Here is an 18,863-nt window from a genome sequence, read left to right as displayed (position 1 = left end):
CGGATATAATGATCTTGTGGCAAGGCAACATACTTGCCGTCCAAAGGAGACCGAACATGCGAACGGTTGAAACAACGGCGAAGACCGGACCGGATGGCGTGCTTCGTCTAGAGTTGCCGACGGGGCAGCCTGACCAAACCGTGCATGTCGTCGTCACTCCTCAGCCGATCTCCGAAACCGATCAACAGGCACGCCTTTTGAAGGCCGGCATCCGTCCGCCGGTGCGATGGAACGAAGAGCAGATCAGGCAGCTGGACCTGGGTGACCCGCCGGTTTCCCAGACCCTCGTTGAGGATCGGCGATGAGCCTCTACTACCTTGATGCCAGCGCCTGGGTCAAGTGTTACGTGCGGGAAGCTGGAAGCGACTGGATGCGTGGGTTCTGGGACCTGCGCTTGCCCGTGGCGTGTTCCAGCTTGGGGTACATCGAGGTCATTTCGGCGATCCTTCGCCGCGCCGGACGCTCGGACTCGGAGATAGGCGCAGTGTTGGGCAAGATCGGACGCGACCGCGAGGCGATCTACGAAGCGGGCGTTTCCGCAACCGTCCTCGAGCAGGCGGAGGCGCTTGTCCGCCGCCATCGCCTCCGCACTGCGGATGCAATCCATTTGGCGTCCGCCGCCATGATGGGGAAGGAACTGGAAGAGTCGGTCAGCGTGATTGCGTCTGATGCCGAGTTGCTTGCCGCCGCAACCGCCGAAGGAATGGCAGCGATCGATCCTCAGGCAAACCCCCAGTTGCCGACCGGCAAGCCGCAGGCATGAAGCGCTACTCCCGGCCACTTCTTCGCGCTGGGGTCAAGCAGAAACGCAGAAAGAATCATCGTGTTGAGCCGGCATCTTGCCGATCCGCGACGGGCTGGAAGCCCGGCCCGCACGATGCTACCTACCTGTTCGACTGCTTCATCGACATGATCCGCAGCGGCAAGGCCCCTACCGCCGAGGAGATGGCCGCGGCACAGGCGCGGCTGGAAGGCAAGGCGGGGTGAGCGGAGAAAGCGGTCAGCGATCAGCGGTCAGCTTTCAGCCGGTAGGGCAGAGTTGAGCCTGCCTCGCCGCAGGCGGAGTCGCCCCGGCGACCGAGACCGGCCGCAAGACTGCCTTGTCGCCGTTGCTCCTCGGCGCGAACCCACTTCCGGACATGAGACACGACGGTATGATATTCCATGGAGAACCCATGGCTGAGACTCCTGACTCTGAGCAGCCCCTGCAACCGGCGTCAACCTGGCCGCGGCCGATTCCGCGTTTCGCACTTGTTCTGATTGGGTCGTTATGTACTGCGGTGGCCGTGGCCATTCTGTCGAAGGACTGGTGCTTCTCCACGGTCGCCAGCACCTTGGCGACCGCACTGATCATCGGCCTTCTCGATTCTCTCGTTCTTGAACGTGTCATCCGCGACTGGTCAATGGGACGCAGAATTCAGGTGATTCTCGCCCTCTTGGTATGTGGTAGCTTCCTGGCGTGCTTCGCCGGAACCGGCAATCGGCTCTTCACGCGTGTATTCGGCGTGTCGCCGCCTCCAGGCGTAAGCGAGCTTGCCATCGACAGCGCAAGCATCGGTCTCAGCGGAGATCAAGCTATTCTCATGCGATTCAAAGCTGATCAGGCAACAATCGAGCGGCTCGTGCAGCACAGGGGCTTCGTCGTTGACAAGGAGACGATGACAATCTGGTCGCAACAGATGGGAAAACAGTGGCCCTGGCTCTGGGAACGGGCGTTCTCAAACTTCACCATTCACGGCGGCCGAGCGTGGAAGAACGTCGAGCCGATGCCAGATCCCGTTCTCTTCGTCCATGAGCATTGCGAAGGTATCGCGACCATAACGGCGAAGATGCTTTGGGATCGTGCGTCCGGAAGGACCTACCTTCTGTACCTGAACTGATTGCTCGATGTCTACCAGGGACGGCGGCAGGCTTCGTTTGCCGGTTGCCATACCCGTAGCTTCGCGTGGGCATCTTCTGCGGTGCCTCGCCCAGGCACCACACCTGCGGTATCATTTTCTCCAGAGAACCTATGAGCGATGATGCAGGCAACCTATCCTCCGCGGCCGAGTGTCTTCGGGCCGCGAAGAACGTTGTGGTCTTCACGGGGGCGGGGATTTCGGCGGAGAGCGGGATTCCGACCTTTCGTGACAGCGACGGGCTGTGGGAGCGGTTTTCGCCGGAGCGGTTCGCCACTTGGGACGGTTTGGTCAAGACGGCGGTTGCCGATCCGCGCTTGTTTACCGATTTTCTGATCGCTGTGCTGGAACCGATCGCCGTGGCGGCACCTAACCCGGCCCACCTGGCCGTCGCCGAGCTGGAGAAACATGTTCGGGTCATAGTGGTCACTCAGAACGTCGATGGCCTGCACCAGGAGGCGGGCAGCACCACTGTGCACGAGGTGCACGGCTCGATTTTCGAGATCGTGACGCTCGGCGGCCGATTTGTGCGGCTGCTGTCGCGGACGGAAATCCAGGGAATTGTCCGGAAACTCCGCGAGGCAAGGGAGGCAACTTTGGCGCTGCCCAAGGCGCTGAGGGCCATCCACTCGATGCTTGGCCCGAGCGGGGTCTCGATTCACCGGCCGAAGATTGTCTTGTTTGGCGAGGCGATGGCGGAGCCTGCCTGGAGCCTGGCTCAGGAGGCGGCCGAGCGATGCGATTGCATGATCACGGTCGGGACGTCGGCGATGGTGATGCCGGCGGCGATGCTTCCCGGCATCGCGCGCTCGGCCGGGGCGTCCACTATCGATGTGGGTCTGGCTCCTGGGGAGGCGGATTTCCCGCTCACGGGCCCGGCCGCGAGGGTTTTGCCTGGGCTGGTTCGGGCGGCGTTTGGCGAGCCGGGGGGATGTGGGATCTGAGATTTCAGATTTGAGAGTTTGAGATGTGAGAGTTGAGGACTTGAGATCTGAGGTTTGGGATTCCGGATTCGAGGATTTGAGATTTCGGCGCCGCCTGAGGTACGAGGAACCACACGCTGACGTTCGCTGGGGTGGTTTTTGCTGTAAAGCCTTTATTCGCAGATACCTAGATGCTTTTCCAGTTCTTTTTCCATTTTTCCTAGGCTACCCAGCTTTGGGTCTGTTTGGCGCAAAGGAATCTTCAGCGTTCGTCAGCCCGACAAGGCCGAGCAGGAGAAGTCTGGCGAGTGCGATTGCGGGGCGCGAGGACACGAGTTCGCCGTTTCACCAGACAACCCAAGTTTGGGTTGGTTTGGCGCGGAGAAGGGATCAGCGATCTGCAGTCAGCCGGACGGGGTAGTGCAGAGTCACTCTGCATCCGGTTGAAGGCCGATCGCCTCCTTCGGATGGTTTCACTTGTCAAAGAGCGCGGTGTCGCCATGTGCTCTGGCGCGGTGGTACCACAAGAGGTGTTCCGGAAAGGCGGGCGCGAACGGAGCGGGGTGCTGGTCTGTTGATCTATTGGTCCGTTGGTTGGTTCGTAGAATCGGTCGCCACGGCGGCCTGGGCGGTACTGTATCGCCCGGCTCGGTCGGCGGCGTGCTTGAACATTGCGGCCACATGTGGGAGAACTCCTGCTTTCCAAGGAGGACAGACATGAACTGGGCAACGGGAAACGGGGTTTGCCTGTGGGCCTTAGCGGCCCTGCTGGTTTGCGCCCTGCCGGCGGCGCGGGCGAGCGGACAGACCGGCACCCTGTCGCTGAAAGGATGCACCATTCAACTGGTGGAAGGCCAGCCGGCGTACGTGCGGCGTGCGGCGGAGGACCTCGGTGCGGTGATCCAGATGTTCACCGGCGCCAGGCCGGAGGTCGTCCAGGTCCGGTCGGGCACGGAGATCGTTGCCGACCGGCCGGTCATCGCGATTGGAGTCGGGACGGCCACAGAGTTGATCAAAGGCTCGCTCTTCCAGAAACACGCGGATCTCGGCGAGGCCTTCGTCATCCACGCAGAAAGGAGGGACACGTCCGGCTCGGGCGTGGTCCCACTGGTTTCGATCGGGTCGGACCATGATCCGGGCGGGCTGAAGTTCGGCGTTTTCGCACTGATTCGCCGCTTAAAGGGGAGTCCGGGTGACGTCGGCATCGACGTTCCACTGACCGTGGAGGGCCGGCCGCACATCCGCATCCGAAGCATGTATGCCCACCTGCACTGGGCGTACAACAACCCGTACTCGCTGCGGACGTGGTCGCTGCAGGACTGGAAGCGGTACATCGACCTGCTGGCCCACCTGGGGTTCAACTGCATGCAGATGTGGCCGATGATGGAACTTCTGCCGCACCCTCTGTCGAAGGAAGACGAGGCGTACCTGAGGAAATACGCCGAGATCATCGACTACCTGCACGAGCAGCGAGGGATGAAGGGTTTTGTCGTGAGTTGCCCGAACAATATCACCGAGGACTCGCGCGGCGTGCCGATTGAGAACCGCGAGTACTTCGATTTCGAGAAGTTGCTCGATCCGGGAGAGCCTGACAACCTGAAGAAAATACTCGATCATCGGAGCGACCTGTACCGCACGGTGCCCAACGCGGACGGCTACTGCGTCATTGACTCTGACCCCGGCGGGTGGAAGGGCAGTCCGGCCTCGGCGTTTGTGGATATTCTGGCGGGTCATCGTGAGCTGATCGACAAATACGGGAAACGACCCAGCGAGCAGCCGTTGATCTACTGGACGTGGATGGGTTGGGGCACGGGCACGCGGGAGCAGAATATCGACCAGGCTGTCGGCGGGATGGTCGAGCGTGTCCGGCCGCCGTGGATGATGACCGTTTTCTGGCCCGAGCACATTGCCGCCTGCGAGAAGTACAAGCTGAAAGACAAGGCGATTCACTTTCCATATGGGCTGATTGAGAACGAACCCTGCGGGCCGCTGACCGACTTGCGGATCGAGCTGATCAAGCGGGAGGCTCGCTGGCCGATCGATCATGGTCTACAGGCCGCCCAAGGCAATGCCCAGACGCCGCTGGTGCAGATGCCGAATATTGTTGCCTACTCGATGGTTTTGTGGGGCGAGGATCCGGCCGATCCGGTTGACGGGGCGATTCCGCGACTGGCCCGCGGCCTGGTTTGCCGGGATGCCAGCGCGGTGGCCGAGGGATGGATGTCATTGACGCGCGAAGACGTGGAGGATTCGCGGCAATTGGCAGAGCGGATCCGGATGCTGGCCACCGATGAAACGGCCCGAGGCCCGCTGGCTTTGGTCATTGGCGAGTGGCAGCGTCGCATTCTGGAAGACCTGGCATTCATGCTCGATATACACGCAGGAGGGCTGGAATTCGCCCGTTCGGCGGCAGGTGACATCGAGAACGCCGCGTTGAGCAGGAAGTTGTCCGCGTATCTGCTGTCGGTTGGGCGATGGTTGGAGCGGACCGGTTACCACAATGTTGGGATGATCGCCCACAAGCCCTATTACGATCCTGTTGCCAAGGCGCTGACCGACCTGAAAGGTCGGATGGGCGACGGGGAGCTGCAGGCCGGAATCGTGCAGCCGGCGACCGACGTCGTGCGCAAGCAAGTCGATCCGAAATTTGTCGACCCGGTGGCGAGGGCGATCTGCGGCAAACCATAGAGGTCAGCGGGAGAAGTAGTCGGCGATGCCCTCGGCGATGGCGGAGGCGAGCCTGGAACGGTAAGCGGGGTCGTTAAGCCGTTGAGCATCGGCGGCATTGGTCATATACCCACATTCGATGAGGATGCCGGGGCTGTTGTGTTCGCGGAGTACGTGGAAGTTGTTTCGCACGATTCCACGGCAGGATATGTCGTTCCGGCGAAAGGCCGCCGCGATGCATTGGGCCATTCGCATGGTTTCGTAGTTAGCGCGGGGGTGAATGTGGATGCCCGTTCCGGAGATCCATTTCTTGGCTGACGAGTCGGCGTGGATCGACAAAAACAGATCGGCGCGGTGTCGGTCGGCCAGCCTTGACCGATCGTCGAGTTCAAGGAACACATCACTGGTGCGGGTCATCACCACCCGGGCCCCCCGAGAGCTGAGGTCGTTGCCGATTCTGGTAGCGATATCCAGATTGATATCTTTCTCTCTCAGTTGGCCGCGGAACTTGGGAAGGGCACCGGGATCCTTACCTCCATGGCCGGCGTCCACGACGATGGTCCGATCGCTGATTCTCTTGAGTGATGTGGGAGGAGGTGGCGGGGGGACGCGCGGCGCCTCGCGGACGTTGATGATCGGGTTGGGGAGCTGAGGAAGACAGCCGGAAGCATCAATCGGCGTGCAACCGGACAAAGACAGACCCGTTATGAGTACTGACAGGGCTGCGAGGATCGGCCAATGGGGCGCACGAGCCGGTTGATCAGATAGGGGGCTGCATGACGGGGTGCGACCGCCGGCGGTTTCGGGGGGCAGAATGCGTCCGCTGTGGGCCATACGCGTCCGTGCTCTCAGCCTTGCGACGCCGGCGTTCCGTCTCGGATCAAAGGCGTCTGCGATTCATGGTTCTTGCTGCAACTTCCGTGATCGAGGCGGCCGCCGTTGGCAGCACCACCCCGGCAGGCGAGCTGAAGAGCATCGGTTCTTCAAGCCTGCAGATCAATATTACGACCTTCGTCCCCTTGGGGGGAATGTGACTGGTCCGCGTTCTGTTCTTGTTCCTCCGGCGAACTGAAGGCCCTACCCTGACTACCGGTGCCCTCGGCGTCCGCGTGGATCTGGGTATCGGTATCGGTGGTCCCGACAGTGGTATCCCTCTCGTCGACCACGGAGGCTTGTCGGCGGCCGGCGCTGTCGCGCTGGCTTTCGTCCGCCTCCCGGACCGTGGAGACCTGATGCTGAGCGATGTGGCTCTGCAACACGGAACCGACGATGTTGGGAGGCATAGCGGACACGGTTGTTGTCCTCCGCCGGCCGCGGCCCCGGGCAGACGGAACCGGCAATTATTATATCGGACTCTGGCCGCAAGCTTCTTGACAGCCAGAGGATGCGCCTGGTGAGCGAAGGTCCGGCGTGTCCAGAAACAAGACAGGATTGCGCCACGGTGTGCTTGCCGGCCGTCCGAAAAGGCCTTTTTGAGGATCAGGCGAAAGGTCAGACGCCGCTTTCCAGCAAGCCGCGGCTGCGAAGGTGGCCGCGGAGGCGGGCCAAGATGCTGGAGTGCATCTGGCTGACACGGCTTTCCGACAGGTCCAGGGTGGCTCCGATTTCCTTCATGGTCATTTCCTCATAGTAGTAGAGAATGAGGATGAGCCGTTCGATTTCGGTGAGGGTTCTCATGACCACGTCGCGGAGATCTCGTTCGGAAAACCCCTCCACGGGATCGCAGGTGCGGCGGTCCGCGAGGACATCGATTTCCTGAAGTTCGTGATCGGAGTCCTGATCGACATAGCTGCGTGACAGGGAAATCAGCAAGACGGCGTTGGCATCGCCGAGGAGCTTCTCGAACTCGGATCGGTCCATTCCCAGCCGGTCGGCGATCTCATCGTTGGAGGGCAAGCGTCCGAGCTCGGCCCGCAAGACCTTGGTGGCGGTTTCGAGCTTATGTGCCCGGCTTCTGACCAAGCGAGGCACCCAATCCATGGTCCGGAGTTCATCAAGGATGGCGCCGCGGATGCGGGGCGAGCAGTAGGTTTCGAATTTGACTCCGCGGCTGAGATCAAAGGCCTCAATAGCATCGATCAAGCCGAAGGTACCGGCGGAGACGAGATCCTCGACGTCGACTTCGTTGGGGAGCTTGGCAGAGATACGTTCGGCGGTGTACCTGACGAGCGGCAGGTAGAATTCCATGAGAGCATTTCGAAGCGTCCTTTCTCCCGTCCTCTTGTATTCCTTCCAGAGTTGCTGGACATCCACATCCGCTTCAACCATCCGCTACCTCCCAGAACGGTCCTTAATAGCCGACCGTCAGGCATCAGCGGGGCTGGGCGACTTCCTGCCTGCCCCCTGCGGACGGCGGCTTCGCCTTGTCTTGGGAGCCGGCCGGAGCCTTTCCGGCGTTCTGCTCCGCCAAGCCTTCGGCGGGGAACAACTCGCGATGCTTGCGGAGCGCGTGTTCGTCCAACAACCGGCAAGCGACCCATCCAGCACCTATTCCGAGCAGGCAGAAGGCCAGCATGGCCTGCAAGGCCCGGGTCAGAATGACATCAGCCGGGTTACCCGCGAGCAGCCCGAGCAGAATCGTGATGCTGAACGCGAATAAGCCGAACGCAGCTCCGCAAAGCCTCACCATGTCGCAACATCCTTGTTGCCGAAGTCTCAAGCGAACCGCCTTCATGCGGGCCGCAACATACGAGCCTTGCGGTCCGGAAAGACACCGGCAAACCATGCGGATCTCCGGCCCGAAGGTTATGAGAGAAAGTAACGGCAAACCCTCTCGGGTGGTTTAGCAGAAAACGGCGTTATCGACGAGATAACGTCTACGATCCACGAGCCTATAAGAACATATTCATGACCCGATAAAACAGGCTCTGCTGCTCTTCACCCTTGCCCAGTTCCCGCGACAGCCGTCCGGCGGAGACCATCAGGCAACTGCTGGCCGAACAGCGCGGGTATTGCAGAACCACAGGATATCGTTGCCGCACGGCGGCGGGCACGTGCTCGTCGCGGAGGACATAGCCGTAATCGTTGACCGGCAGGTGGAGGAACCGGGCCGCCACGCCGGCCAGACGTTCGTAGGTATCACGGGCTTCGCGGCGACTCTCGGCGAGATTGACGATCACGCCGACTGAGGCGGACATGGCCTGTCGGCCGCGGCTTTGTTCCTGAGTAAGCGCTTTGATCATCGCATAGGCGTCAGTGACCGAGGTGGGTTCCGGGGTAGTAACTACGAGTATGGTATCAGCGAAGGAAGCGACAGAAACGACGTTGTGCGAAATGCCAGCGCCGCAGTCAAAGACGACCAAGTCATGAATCTGGGCGGCCCGTTCGGCGGCAGCGATCAGTTGATGTCGTTCAAATTCAGAGAGATTGGCCATTTGTGAGACGCCGGACGCTCCTGGGACAAGGGCGATTCCACCGGGTCCCTGGACGATGACCTCATCGAGCGACCGACGGCCAGCCAGGAGGTCTCGCCAGGTCCAGGCAGCCTCAATGCCCAAAACGATGTCGGCGTTGGCCAAGCCCATATCCATGTCAAAAAGCGCAACACGATGTCCGCGAGCGGCCAAGGCGATGGACAGGTTTGCCGCCAGAAGCGTTTTGCCGACGCCTCCCTTACCGCTGGTCACGGCGATGATGTGACCCTGCTTGGGCGTTGGGGCAGCGTGAGCAGAGGTCATCAGTTGTCGGAGCTGATGGGCCTGATCAACCCTCCTGGTCTGGTGCTCACGACCGAACATGCGGCCCTCCCGGCCACCTTCTCCCGCCGAAAAGAGATCGCTCACGCGACGTGATCGATCACCGGCCCGGGCGCCGACGCGGCGTCGGCCGATCCGGGCGAGGGACTGCGCCTGCCCAGAATCAATTCTGCTATTCGACGACGCTGACCGACCTCGATATCGTCCGGCACATCCTGACCGGTTGTCAGATACGACAATTTCAGATTGAGCCGGCGAATGACATTGAGAATCACGCCGAGCCCCAGCGCCTCGTCGAGCTTGGTGAACACGACGCGATCGATACCGAGGGAAGAGAACTTCTCCGCCACCTCGATCAACTGGGACGGATGCGCGGTACAGGAGAGGACGAGATGGACCTCGAGCGAGGACTCATCGGTCGATTCCGCCGGCATGCGGCCGAGGCGGGCAACCCGGCGAGCGAGGTCGAGGAATTCCTTCAGGTCATCGAGGCGTTGAACGTCCCGCTGGCTTCGACCCGAGGTATCGATCAGGACCAGATCGCAGTCGGTCAGATTGGCGATGGCGTCGATCATTCCCTCGGGGGTCATGACGACTTCCAGGGGAATGTTGAGGATATCGGCGTAGGCCCGAATCTGCTCAACAGCGGCGATTCGATAGGTATCGATAGTGATCAGGCCGACGCGTTTGCCCTCACGAAGCTTGAAATGGGCGGCCAGCTTGGCGATGGTCGTCGTCTTGCCGACTCCGGTGGGACCGACGAGGGCGACAAAGCGGGTTCTTCGCGAGTCATCCCACTGGAGCGGTTCACACGGGGGAATCATTCGCTCGATGGTCTCGACCATGACCTGGGGGATCAGCGTCTTGAGCCGATCGCGGTTCTGGGCGTCCTGAGGGGCTTCGCCAGCCGTCACCGATCGACCGCCGGACTCGGCCAATCGGACCCGGGCCTCGGCGATCACCTCACGAGCGATCTCCTCGGCGACGTCGTTCTGAAGCAGACCGGTGTAGTAATCGCGCAGTTCCTGAGGCCAATCGTGGGTTGGGGCGGGTGATGGATCGGCAGAGCGATCGAGAAGTTGGCGAACCATCTCGCGCAGTTCGCCCATCTCGCCGCGAAGGGAAGAGCTGAAGGCGGCGAGCTGAGTCGATACAGTGGAATCGGCGTCGCCTGACGGCTTCACAGGGGTTTCTTCCGCCTGAGGCATCCGGATTGCCGGAGATGCGGCATTGAGCCGGGTGCTCCGCTGCCCTCTATTGTGCTCCATGCGACGTGCGAACATAGCACGCCGATCGGCCGGATTCAAGGCGGACGCATCACGACTGGCCGTGATTTCGATGATCGTTCGGGCCCCCAGGCCCAGGAAGCCGCCGCGGCGGAGGGTCCGGGTGTGGAGGATCACCGCGTCGGGTCCAAGGGAGCGTTTCACCCTCTCGAGGACCTCCGCCATCGAGTTACCCTGAAACGTTTGCATCTCCATCGGTCAGTACCACCAATCCTACGGACCGTACCTCGACACCGCGTACGATCTCGTTGAAGGCCAACACCGGCACATGCGCCATGGCCGGCTCGATCAGGCGACGAATCCACATTCGAATCTGGGGTGAACAGAGTACGGCGACGACGGCGCCGCCGGCACCTGTCATGGCTTGTTCGACCCGTTCCTGAACGGCCTTCACCAGACGATTCTGCGTCTCGGGCGGGAGGCTCAGGAAGGTGCCACGATCCGTTCGCTCCAGATGCGCGTTGACCAGATCCTCAATCTTCGGATCCAGCGTCACCACGTGAAGGACATTGTCTTTATCTTTGTACAGTTGGCAAATAGTTCTTGCCAGGGCGTTACGGGCGTACTCGGTAAGGATGTCGGTATCCTTGGTGCGGGGTGCCCAGTCACCGACGGTTTCGAGGATGGTTTCCAGGTCTCGGATCGGGACTCGCTCGCGCAAGAGATTCTGCAAGACTCTCTGCAACTCTCCGACCTTGATGAGATTGGGGACGACATCCTCGACGGCCTTGGGGGACTTTTCCTTGAGCGTTTCGAGCAACTGATGCGTTTGTTCGCGGGTAAGCAATTCATCGGCGTGTCGCTTGATGATCTCGGTCAGGTGAGTTGCAAGCACGCTGGAGGCCGGGACGACGGTATAGTTGCGTTGTTCGGCCTCGGCGCGCTGTCCTTCGGTGATCCAAACGGCTGGGAGTCCGAACGCCGGCTCGGTGGCTGCCGTTCCCGCGATGGGTATACTCACGGTGCCGTTGTCGATGGCGAGGTAGTAGCCCGGCATGATCTCGCCGCGGGCGACCTCGACGCCGCGGATTTTGACCGTGTACTGATTGGGTTCCAGTTTGAGATGATCCCGGACGCGGATGGGCGGCACGACGATACCGACGTCGGTGGCGACCTGGCGGCGGATGTTGGTGATGCGGTCGAGGAGATCGCCGCCCTGTTTTCTGTCGACGAGGCGGATCAAACCCAGTCCGACATCGAGTTCCATCGGATCGACGGCCAGAAGGGTTTCCACCCGCTCAGGCTTCTTGGTTTCGGCTTTGGCCTTGGCGGCGGCCATGGCGGCGGCGGACGCACGGGTGGCGGTGACGACATAGGCCAGACCGCCGCAACCGACGCCCAACAAGAGAAGCGGGAGTTTGGGCAGGGGTGTGAGCGACAGGAAGCCCAGGAAGACGGCGGCCAGTGTCAGGGCGATCGGCCGGGAGGTGAGTTGTCCCAGGAGTTCCTCGCCCATGTTGCTCTTGGCGTTGCTTCGGGTCACGAGCATACCGGCGGCCACCGAGGTGATGAACGCCGGGATGGCGGCGACGAGGCCGTCGCCGATACTCAGCTTGGTGAAGACCTCAAGGCATTCCATCAGGGGCATGTCAAACTGGACCATGCCGACATAGATTCCGCCCAGGATATTGACGAAGGTAATCACCATGCCGGCGATGGCGTCGCCGCGGACGAACTTGGACGCACCGTCCATGGCGCCGTAGAAATCGGCCTCGGCGGTCACCTCGGCGCGGCGGCGTCTGGCCTCGGCCTCATCGATGATGCCGGCGTTGAGGTCGGCATCGATCGCCATCTGCTTGCCGGGCATTCCATCCAAGGTGAAGCGGGCGGCGACTTCCGCAATGCGTGTCGCGCCCTTGGTAATCACGACGAACTGAATGACCGCCAGGATGATAAAGATGATAATTCCGACCGCCAGATTGCCGGCGGTGACGAAATCCGCAAAGGTCTGCACCACGTGTCCGGCCGCAGCCATGCCCTGATTTCCGTTGGTGAGGATCAAGCGGGTGGTTGCGGTGTTCAGCGTGAGGCGTACCATCGTCATCGCCAGCAACAACGAGGGGAACGAGGAGAAATCGAGGGGGCGTTGGATGTAAAGGATGGTCAGGAAGACGAGGGCCGAGAGCGTGAGATTGAGGACGAGCAGGAAATCCAGGACCTGTGTGGGCAGGGGAACCAGCAGCACGAACAGCAGGAGCGTTGCACCGATGGGGACGAGCAGGCCCCGATGGCGCTCGAGCACTTTGAAGGGGCGGGAGTTAAGCAGGGCGATATCGGCCATTCAAGCTCGCATTCTTCAGTATTCAGTCCTCTGCGGGAGGATGTGACGCATCCTCCCGTTCAATTCACGGCCGCCGCCACGGCGGCCTGACTTGCGTACCTCTTGCCGGTCAACTCGTACACATAGGCCAGGATCTCGGCCACGGCCTTGTAGAACTGCGACGGTATTTCCTGTCCGACCTCGACGGTGTAGTACAGCGCGCGGGCGAGCGGCTTACGCTCCACGATGGGGATGCGGTGTTCGACGGCGATTTCGCGAATACGCCTGGCGAGGTAATCCGCTCCCTTGGCGACGACGCGTGGGGCGTTCATGGTGTTCGGATCGTAGCGGATGGCGACGGCGAGTTCGGTCGGATTGGTGATGACCACATCGGCCTTGGGCACGGCCGACTTGATGCGGTGCAGGGCCATTTCCAACTGGACCTGCCGTCTTCTGCTCTTGAGTTTCGGGTCTCCTTCCATTCTCTTGTACTCATCCTTGACCTCTTCCTTGGTCATCCTCAGGTCCTTTTCGAGTCTGTATCGCTGGTAGATGAAATCGATGATTCCCAGGACCAGCAGGACGATGGCGAGGCGAATCGAGACGGTAAAGAAGAGTTCTGCGCCCATGCCGACGACGGCCACGGCCGGGAGATTGGCGGCCGTGGCGAAGACGTCGAGACGGTCTTTGAGGGTTGCGTATGCGACGCCGGCCACGCAGGTCATCTTGAGGACTCCCATCAGCAACTGGACGGCCGAACGGGCGTTGAACATGCGTTTGATGCCGGTGAGAGGATTGAGTCGGTTCAACGACGGTTTAAGGTTCTGGAAAGTAATCAGGTATCCGATCTGGAGGAACGAGGCGAGCAGGGAAAGGGCCACGACCACGGCGAGGAAGGGTCCGGCGGCGGCGATGAGCAGTCTGAACACCTTGGCCATCAGGTGGAGGATCTGCTGCGGATCGGTCAAGGCGGCTTCATGATCCTCGAAGCACACGCGCATTGCCACGAGGAGGTTTCCGAACAGCCTGCGTCCGAACCAGTCGAGCATGAGGAATGTGCCCAGCAATACGACCGCGGCCGTCAGGTCGGTGCTCCTGGCGACCTGCCCCGCCTTGCGGGCCTCCTCGCGGCGGCGTTGGGTCGGGGCTTCGGTTCTTTCTTGCGCTGAGTCGGGCATGACATTCGCCCGCCGTGAGGCGGACGTCCTCTCGTATCAGCACGATCAGGCGTCGGGGAGCAACCCCAGGCCGATCCGGATCGCGTCAAAAGCCTCTCTCAAACCCTCCACCAGCACGCCCTCCATGGAGACCATCGTCATGGCGGCCACAGCGAGGCAGACGGCGACCTTGAGCGGGAAACCAACGCTCATGAGATGGAGCTGGGGGATGGTGCGTGACAGAAAACCAAAACACATCAGTGCCAGCATGAGTGCCAGGACCATGGGTCCGCCGACACGAATAGTGATGGTGAAAGCCAGGTTGAGCAGATCGAGCAGCAGGGCAATCAAGCCCTCGGTCGGGACGGCGCCCAGCGGAGGGATAGACTGGAAGCTGTCGAGCAAGGCGCGTATCAGGGCGTGATCGCCGCGAATGGCAAGGAAGATCATCATGGCCACCAGGGTGTACAGTTCGCCCATTGCGCCGGCGGATGATTCGAGCAGCGGGTTGAACACTTCGCCGAGTCTCATGCCGGACATCTGCCCGACGGCCTCGGCGGCGAGTTCCACGCCCATGAAGACGAGGTTCACGGCCAACCCCAGCAAGACGCCGACGGCCAGTTCGCCCAGCATTCCCGCGAGGGTCTGGGCGAGCGTCAACTGAGCGGGCAGGGAAGAAAGCGTCATCGGGAAGATGGTCAGGGATATGGCCGCCGCCAGCAGGGCCCGGATCTGAACCGGGAGGGCCATGCTGCTGAATACGGGCGCGGTCAGCATGAGGCCGCTGACGCGGAACAACACCAGCATGAACGCCGGCAGAAAGCCATAGAATCCGAACAACGGCAACGGCATACGGGAGCCCCATTATCTCGCTCGTCAAAACGGCGACTGTCCCAGCAGCTCGGTCGCATATTCAAGCAACTGGTCGGTCAGCCAGGGGACCAGAACCAGCGCCACACCGACCATAGCCACGATCTTCGGCACGAACGTGAGCGTCTGTTCATGAAGCTGGGTCATCGACTGAAACAGGGATATGAGCAGACCGACCAGCAGGCCGATCGCCATGACGGGGCCTGAGATGGTCAACACCATGATCAAGGCGTCCCGCCCCATGTCCACCGCTTCGCCGACTTCCACTTTTTGACCTCCCTGTTGACCGGATCAATCCGGCGGTTTTACGAGAAACTCACCAACAACGATGTCACGACCAAGTGCCAGCCGTCGGCCAGGACGAACAACAGCAACTTGAACGGCAGAGAAACCATGACGGGCGGCAGCATGAGCATGCCCATGGAGATGAGCACGGTGGCGACCACCATGTCAATGACCAAGAACGGCAGGTAGACACGAAAACCCATGACGAACGCGGTTTTCAGCTCGCTGAGGATGAACGCGGGGATCAAGGCCAGCGTAGGGACATCCTGGCGGCTGAGCTGCCGGTCGATGGGAATGCTCTGCCGACCGGAGTATTCGAGAAAGAGATAGATATCCTCCTCATTTCTGACGCGCTCGATCTGGTCGAACATGAATTCCCGCATGTGCCCCTCGGCGATGGTGAGGGCCCGGGCCTGGGTCATGCCGGGCTGCTGATCGAGCCACGGTTTGACGGCTTCGTGGTAGATCTTTGAATAGGTTGGTGCCATGACGAAGAAGGTCATGAAGAGGGAGAGACCGACGAGCACCTGACCGGGCGGAAGCTGCTGCGTGCCGACGGCCTGGCGCAGGAGGGCCAGGACGACCATGATCCGCGTGAAGCAGGTGGTCATGATGAGGATGGCTGGGGCGAGGCTGAGCACGGTCATCAGGATGAGGATCTGAAGGGTGGTGCTCATGCCCTCACGGGTGGTGGCGGCCGGGAGGACGCGGCTGAGGTCGGGAATCTGCAGGGGATTGTCCACCTGACCGGCAGGGGTTGATTCCGGCGGAACCATGGGCGTGGTCGACTGCCCAAGGGTGGCGGTCGAGAACACCAGGACGGCGAGTGTTGTAACCCAGAGGTGAGCGCATCCGTGCCCGCTCATGTTGCGAACTCCGCCGCAGATCAGGGCTGATGCCGCCGGGCGGTGCCGGGCGAGGGTATGGGCCATCGCCGGGCACAACGGCCCCGCATCACGCCACGTTTCGTCTGGAGGCCAGACCCCGGACCTTGTTCAGCAGGTTGCGCACCTGCCCGCCGGTGTCGACGCTCTGCTCTTCCTCCTCCACAATCCGTTTATCATATACCTGGGATTCCTCTGCGAATTCCCGGGCAAACTGACTGGTGATGGATCCTGGCCGTCCGCTGGCGACCTCGCCCACGAGCATCGCGACCTGGTCGGGATCCTCGACCGCACAGAGTGTGTTGATGTCGTCATTGGTCACGCCCAGGAGCAACAGCCGTCGCCCCATGCGGACCAGGACCAGGCTCTGCTTGCTCGACAAAGGGATACGGGAAAGGACCTCGATCGCCCCCTGGCCGGTCAGCGAATTGCGGCCGGGCAGGCATTTCCTCACGATCCATGCCAGGATGAGGATCAAGGCCAGGACGGACAAGAGCGGCCAGAGATCTCTGGCCGACCAGAGGCCGGCGCCGTGTTGCCCGCGACTGATGTCTCGGGATTCGCTCTCTCGCTGGTTGGCCGTCGGTCGGCGCTCGAGGAATTCGCTGCGAGCGATGGGAGCGGACTGATGATTCGCCGCTTCCGGCGGCGTCGTGGCGGGCCTGGTGCCGAGGCCGGGCTGCGGCATCACAGGAGCAGCGGGACCGGCTTTGACGGTGGTGACCACGGGCTGAGTGGCCGGCGGGGCATGGTTCGAGTAAAGCTCGGCGGCCGGCTCATTCGGCTCGTCGGAGATTTCGAGGATATTCTGCGGCGGGATCCGCAGGCTCGGCCGGGCATCGGGGAAGGGCTGGATCTGCTGGGCGGAAAGCCAGCCGGTGAGCACCAGCGAAAGACACGCAGCCGGAATACCGGAATTGAGCATGTAACCGGTCATCGATTGGACCCTCCTGGTCCTGCGGACATCCTGTCTGATGACTCCGCGTCTTGCTGCGGTACACCTGTCAAGGCTGCGTGGCGCCTTGCTCAGGCCACCTCCTCCTGGCCGACGTCCCGCGAAAGGATGTCGTTGATTCGGACACAAAAGTTGTCGTTGAGCACAAGCACTTCGCCCCGAGCGACCAGCCGATCGTTAACCAACACGTCCACAGGGTCGCCGGCCAGTTTGTCCAGTTCAACGACGGAGCCTTCGCCCAACCTGAGCACATCCTCGACCAACATCCTGCTGCGTCCGAGCTCGATTTTGACCGAAAGATCGACGTCCCGGAGCAAATCCAGGCCATGGGCTGGGGCGGTCGGGAGGGTTCCCGGGGGCAGGGTCGGTATTTCGAACGGCTGAGCGGGCGTCTGTGTGGGCGCGGTCTCCGGGGCGGACGCGGTCGCCGGGGCGGACGCCTCGGGTGCCGCCTTGGCGACTGCCTGTTCGGCGGCAATAGCCTCGGCCATCGCCTTGGCCACCTCGTCGAAGGGCCGGCCGCTGGCATCGACGCGGGTATCCGGCTCCTGAGCGGGGGAAGTTTCGGATGATGCAGGCGAGGGCGTCTGCTCTTGCATTTGCGATTCGATGCCCGCCGCTTGCAGCGCGGCGTTGATCTCATCCTGGCTCAGGAGTCCATCGTTGGGGTTATCCGCCATGGTCGCCGTCACTCCGTTTTTCGTTGTCTGTCTGCCGTCCGTTGCCCTGCGACCGAATCAATGAACTCGAACTAGTCTGCCCGGTACGAGGTAAACTGTGGTATCAAGACTTTCTTGACGAATTCTTCATTACCCAGGACTTCGACCAGGATCTGGCGAAACTGCTGTCGCAGGGTGGCACAGTCGGGTTCGGCCAGCACCTGGGGGTCGGCGGCCCGAATTGTGCTCATGAACCGATCCGCGATCGCAGCCCTTTTTCTCTCGAGCTGGGCCTTGAGATCGGCCTCTTTGTCGCCGCTGACGGCGACGACGACCTTCACGTCATACATCATGGCCTGTCGTGCCTGGGAGTTCTGTCCGCGAAAAGTGACGACTTCGACTTCCACGTCCTCGGGGGTTTTCTGTCCCTCCGCGGAGTTGAGTCCGTTCGCCGCGGCGATATCCTGAGCCTCGGCGGAGGCAGGTCCGGCGGAGAAGTATCTGACCGCGAAGGCCACGCCGACGGCCTCAGCGACCATGATACCCAGGAAGATGCCTCCGAAGATCATGTTCTTCTTGCGGCCGGCGGATTTGGTCGATGCGACGGCTTCGGCTTGAACGTCTGCTTGGTCACCCATTTTCTGCTCGTTCTTTCTCGGCGATATTGAAGGCGTGCACACCTGGTTCCCGGGCGTGCACGATGATCTCAATTCCGCGTCCCGATACCGGGCGGTTATCTTGATCTTCCATCAGGGGTGGCGTTTGGCCCGCGCGTGCCGTGATGGAGACGCGATCGGAGGCGATGCCCGACTCGGTCAGCAGGTCGGTCACCGCTCTGGCGCGGGCATAGGACAGATCCATCGCGTCACGGAAGCCCGCTTGGGGAGGGAACGGGCCATCCGCGGCGTGACCGCGGATTTCCAGGTGGGTCTGTCCGTCGGCGAGCGCCTCGGCGATCCGGCCGAGCAGTTGGCGCGTTTTAGGCATCAACTGGGCCCCGAATGGCTCGAAAGCGGCGGCGCCATCCACCCGAACGACGATCTGGTCGGTTCCGGTGGTCAGCACACAGCAGGCGGCCAGTTCGGGGTCTGCAGCTTCGGTTCCTCGAAGGCCGGAAGCGATCACTAGCAGCTATGCGTGAGGGTTGGTTACGGTGGCGCAACAGGACTCCATGACAGACGCGCGCACACCTGCGAGGTTGACTTTAGTCCGCGCTGCTGTGCTGAAGCCCATAACGCACACACGCATCATGCGCGAGGGACACCCAATCAACCTGTTGCTGTCTGTTCCATATTTATCCGTAGTTGGCCGCATTGCGACTCCA

Annotated in this window: 21 protein-coding genes; 6 read left to right on the top strand and 15 right to left on the bottom strand. The window is 61.6% G+C overall.

Translation table 11 applies throughout. The features are described 5' to 3' along the window. Nucleotides 1–56 precede the first annotated feature (56 nt). From PLL20_06120 to PLL20_06095, 6 genes are all read left to right on the top strand, one after another. Nucleotides 57–305, top strand: a complete 249-nt coding sequence (locus PLL20_06120) for a hypothetical protein (GenBank protein HPD29551.1) — start codon at nt 57–59, stop codon at nt 303–305. Continuing rightward, nucleotides 302–763, top strand: coding sequence for a type II toxin-antitoxin system VapC family toxin (locus PLL20_06115; GenBank protein ID HPD29550.1), 462 nt, complete (start codon nt 302–304; stop codon nt 761–763). Before PLL20_06120 ends, PLL20_06115 begins: the two co-directional genes overlap by 4 nt. Then, nucleotides 760–987, top strand: coding sequence for a hypothetical protein (locus tag PLL20_06110; protein HPD29549.1), 228 nt, complete (start codon nt 760–762; stop codon nt 985–987). The genes PLL20_06115 and PLL20_06110 overlap by 4 nt, the downstream gene beginning before the upstream one ends. 188 nt (nt 988–1,175) lie before the next feature. Further along, nucleotides 1,176–1,880 (top strand): hypothetical protein, encoded by a 705-nt coding sequence (locus tag PLL20_06105; GenBank protein HPD29548.1) that lies wholly within the window; start codon nt 1,176–1,178, stop codon nt 1,878–1,880. A gap of 131 nt (nt 1,881–2,011) precedes the next feature. After that, entirely contained in the window at nt 2,012–2,842 is an 831-nt protein-coding gene (locus PLL20_06100) for a Sir2 family NAD-dependent protein deacetylase (protein ID HPD29547.1), read from the top strand. Between the two features lie 696 nt (nt 2,843–3,538). Further along, nucleotides 3,539–5,509 carry a hypothetical protein gene (locus PLL20_06095; GenBank protein HPD29546.1) on the top strand — a complete coding sequence of 657 codons (1,971 nt, stop codon included), beginning with the start codon at nt 3,539–3,541 and terminating at the stop codon, nt 5,507–5,509. Between the two features lie 3 nt (nt 5,510–5,512). Here the strand turns inward: PLL20_06095 and PLL20_06090 are convergent, their stop codons facing one another. The 15 genes from PLL20_06090 to PLL20_06020 form a co-directional block, all read right to left on the bottom strand. After that, the gene (locus PLL20_06090) at nt 5,513–6,181 is read right to left on the bottom strand and encodes an N-acetylmuramoyl-L-alanine amidase (GenBank protein ID HPD29545.1); all 669 of its coding nucleotides are present in this window, start codon (nt 6,179–6,181) and stop codon (nt 5,513–5,515) included. A gap of 290 nt (nt 6,182–6,471) precedes the next feature. Continuing rightward, the gene (locus tag PLL20_06085; GenBank protein HPD29544.1) at nt 6,472–6,780 is read right to left on the bottom strand and encodes a hypothetical protein; all 309 of its coding nucleotides are present in this window, start codon (nt 6,778–6,780) and stop codon (nt 6,472–6,474) included. A gap of 199 nt (nt 6,781–6,979) precedes the next feature. Then, a complete protein-coding gene (locus PLL20_06080) occupies nt 6,980–7,756 on the bottom strand; it encodes a FliA/WhiG family RNA polymerase sigma factor (GenBank protein ID HPD29543.1) in 777 nt (258 codons plus the stop codon). A gap of 43 nt (nt 7,757–7,799) precedes the next feature. Next, nucleotides 7,800–8,117: a hypothetical protein gene (locus tag PLL20_06075; protein ID HPD29542.1), complete on the bottom strand. Its 318-nt coding sequence runs from the start codon at nt 8,115–8,117 to the stop codon at nt 7,800–7,802. A 202-nt stretch (nt 8,118–8,319) separates the two neighbouring features. Then, a complete protein-coding gene (locus PLL20_06070; protein HPD29541.1) occupies nt 8,320–9,225 on the bottom strand; it encodes a MinD/ParA family protein in 906 nt (301 codons plus the stop codon). A 41-nt stretch (nt 9,226–9,266) separates the two neighbouring features. Then, entirely contained in the window at nt 9,267–10,664 is a 1,398-nt protein-coding gene (flhF, locus tag PLL20_06065; protein ID HPD29540.1) for a flagellar biosynthesis protein FlhF, read from the bottom strand. Beyond that, a complete protein-coding gene (gene flhA / locus PLL20_06060) occupies nt 10,639–12,750 on the bottom strand; it encodes a flagellar biosynthesis protein FlhA (GenBank protein HPD29539.1) in 2,112 nt (703 codons plus the stop codon). Before flhA ends, flhF begins: the two co-directional genes overlap by 26 nt. A gap of 59 nt (nt 12,751–12,809) precedes the next feature. Continuing rightward, nucleotides 12,810–13,907, bottom strand: coding sequence for a flagellar biosynthesis protein FlhB (flhB, locus tag PLL20_06055; GenBank protein HPD29538.1), 1,098 nt, complete (start codon nt 13,905–13,907; stop codon nt 12,810–12,812). 45 nt (nt 13,908–13,952) lie between these two features. Beyond that, nucleotides 13,953–14,738, bottom strand: a complete 786-nt coding sequence (locus PLL20_06050; protein HPD29537.1) for a flagellar biosynthetic protein FliR — start codon at nt 14,736–14,738, stop codon at nt 13,953–13,955. Between the two features lie 24 nt (nt 14,739–14,762). Then, entirely contained in the window at nt 14,763–15,023 is a 261-nt protein-coding gene (gene fliQ, locus PLL20_06045; protein HPD29536.1) for a flagellar biosynthesis protein FliQ, read from the bottom strand. A gap of 38 nt (nt 15,024–15,061) precedes the next feature. Then, on the bottom strand, nt 15,062–15,907 hold the full coding sequence (fliP, locus tag PLL20_06040; protein ID HPD29535.1) for a flagellar type III secretion system pore protein FliP: 846 nt from the start codon (nt 15,905–15,907) through the stop codon (nt 15,062–15,064). An 88-nt stretch (nt 15,908–15,995) separates the two neighbouring features. Next, a complete protein-coding gene (gene fliO / locus PLL20_06035) occupies nt 15,996–16,862 on the bottom strand; it encodes a flagellar biosynthetic protein FliO (GenBank protein HPD29534.1) in 867 nt (288 codons plus the stop codon). An 89-nt stretch (nt 16,863–16,951) separates the two neighbouring features. Further along, complete coding sequence (fliN, locus tag PLL20_06030) at nt 16,952–17,560, bottom strand: flagellar motor switch protein FliN (protein HPD29533.1); 609 nt, start codon at nt 17,558–17,560, stop codon at nt 16,952–16,954. Between the two features lie 71 nt (nt 17,561–17,631). After that, on the bottom strand, nt 17,632–18,177 hold the full coding sequence (locus PLL20_06025) for a hypothetical protein (GenBank protein HPD29532.1): 546 nt from the start codon (nt 18,175–18,177) through the stop codon (nt 17,632–17,634). Beyond that, entirely contained in the window at nt 18,170–18,664 is a 495-nt protein-coding gene (locus tag PLL20_06020) for an OmpA family protein (protein ID HPD29531.1), read from the bottom strand. Before PLL20_06020 ends, PLL20_06025 begins: the two co-directional genes overlap by 8 nt. Nucleotides 18,665–18,863 lie beyond the last annotated feature (199 nt).

This window comes from Phycisphaerae bacterium (assembly GCA_035384605.1).
Classification (GTDB): Bacteria; Planctomycetota; Phycisphaerae; order UBA1845; family PWPN01; genus JAUCQB01.
The sequence above is the reverse complement of the archived record's forward strand: the minus strand, read 5'-3'. Positions and strand labels throughout refer to the sequence as shown.

Bases quoted from the DNA above. Each gene is read 5' to 3' on its own strand.
- PLL20_06115 (HPD29550.1), top strand. From the start codon at position 302: ATGAGCCTCTACTACCTTGATGCCAGCGCCTGGGTCAAGTGTTACGTG.
- PLL20_06070 (HPD29541.1), bottom strand. From the start codon at position 9,225: ATGTTCGGTCGTGAGCACCAGACCAGGAGGGTTGATCAGGCCCATCAG.
- PLL20_06075 (HPD29542.1), bottom strand. From the start codon at position 8,117: ATGGTGAGGCTTTGCGGAGCTGCGTTCGGCTTATTCGCGTTCAGCATC.
- PLL20_06110 (HPD29549.1), top strand. From the start codon at position 760: ATGAAGCGCTACTCCCGGCCACTTCTTCGCGCTGGGGTCAAGCAGAAA.
- fliN (HPD29533.1), bottom strand. From the start codon at position 17,560: ATGGCGGATAACCCCAACGATGGACTCCTGAGCCAGGATGAGATCAAC.
- PLL20_06100 (HPD29547.1), top strand. From the start codon at position 2,012: ATGAGCGATGATGCAGGCAACCTATCCTCCGCGGCCGAGTGTCTTCGG.
- fliP (HPD29535.1), bottom strand. From the start codon at position 15,907: ATGAGCGGGCACGGATGCGCTCACCTCTGGGTTACAACACTCGCCGTC.
- PLL20_06025 (HPD29532.1), bottom strand. From the start codon at position 18,177: ATGGGTGACCAAGCAGACGTTCAAGCCGAAGCCGTCGCATCGACCAAA.
- PLL20_06080 (HPD29543.1), bottom strand. From the start codon at position 7,756: ATGGTTGAAGCGGATGTGGATGTCCAGCAACTCTGGAAGGAATACAAG.
- PLL20_06095 (HPD29546.1), top strand. From the start codon at position 3,539: ATGAACTGGGCAACGGGAAACGGGGTTTGCCTGTGGGCCTTAGCGGCC.
- PLL20_06050 (HPD29537.1), bottom strand. From the start codon at position 14,738: ATGCCGTTGCCGTTGTTCGGATTCTATGGCTTTCTGCCGGCGTTCATG.
- flhA (HPD29539.1), bottom strand. From the start codon at position 12,750: ATGGCCGATATCGCCCTGCTTAACTCCCGCCCCTTCAAAGTGCTCGAG.
- flhB (HPD29538.1), bottom strand. From the start codon at position 13,907: ATGCCCGACTCAGCGCAAGAAAGAACCGAAGCCCCGACCCAACGCCGC.
- PLL20_06105 (HPD29548.1), top strand. From the start codon at position 1,176: ATGGCTGAGACTCCTGACTCTGAGCAGCCCCTGCAACCGGCGTCAACC.
- fliO (HPD29534.1), bottom strand. From the start codon at position 16,862: ATGACCGGTTACATGCTCAATTCCGGTATTCCGGCTGCGTGTCTTTCG.
- flhF (HPD29540.1), bottom strand. From the start codon at position 10,664: ATGGAGATGCAAACGTTTCAGGGTAACTCGATGGCGGAGGTCCTCGAG.
- PLL20_06120 (HPD29551.1), top strand. From the start codon at position 57: ATGCGAACGGTTGAAACAACGGCGAAGACCGGACCGGATGGCGTGCTT.